This is a genomic window from Streptomyces sp. AC627_RSS907 (genome assembly GCF_019049165.1).
The window spans coordinates 1-649 of record NZ_JAGMUE010001256.1; the positions used below are offsets into that span (position 1 = coordinate 1).

General features: G+C 68.3%; 1 protein-coding gene. It reads left to right on the forward strand.

Features of this window, described 5'->3' with window-relative positions:
* Window positions 1-649 (forward strand): catalase (locus KUM32_RS41350; RefSeq protein ID WP_217146784.1); only part of this gene is annotated, 649 nt, incomplete at both ends.

A 649-nucleotide genomic window follows, 5' to 3' on the forward strand; every position in this document is an offset into this window, starting at 1 on the left:
GTACGAGACGGACAAGTCGCTGAAGGCCGGCCCGCGCGGCCCGGTGCTGCTCCAGGACCACCACCTGCGCGAGAAGATCACCCACTTCGACCACGAGCGCATCCCGGAGCGCGTGGTGCACGCGCGCGGCGCGGCGGCGCACGGCGTCTTCCACGGCTACGGCACGGCCAGCCAGGTGACCAAGGCCGCGTTCCTGGCCAAGGACGTGGCAACGCCGGTGTTCGTGCGCTTCTCCACCGTGCTGGGCTCGCGCGGCTCGGCCGACACCGTGCGTGACACCCGCGGCTTCGCGACGAAGTTCTACACCACCGAGGGTGTGTGGGACCTGGTCGGCAACAACATCCCGGTGTTCTTCATCCAGGACGCGATCAAGTTCCCCGACATCATCCACGCCGGCAAGCCGCACCCGGACCGGGAGATCCCGCAGGCGCAGAGCGCGCACGACTCGTTCTGGGACTTCGTCTCGCTGCACACCGAGGCGGTCCACCACACCCTGTGGAACATGTCCGACCGCGGCATCCCGCGCTCCTACCGCACGATGGAGGGGTTCGGCGTCCACACCTTCCGGCTGGTCAACGCCGAGGGGAAGACGACGCTGGTCAAGTTCCACTGGAAGCCGAAGCTGGGCGTGCACTCCATGGTCTGGGAG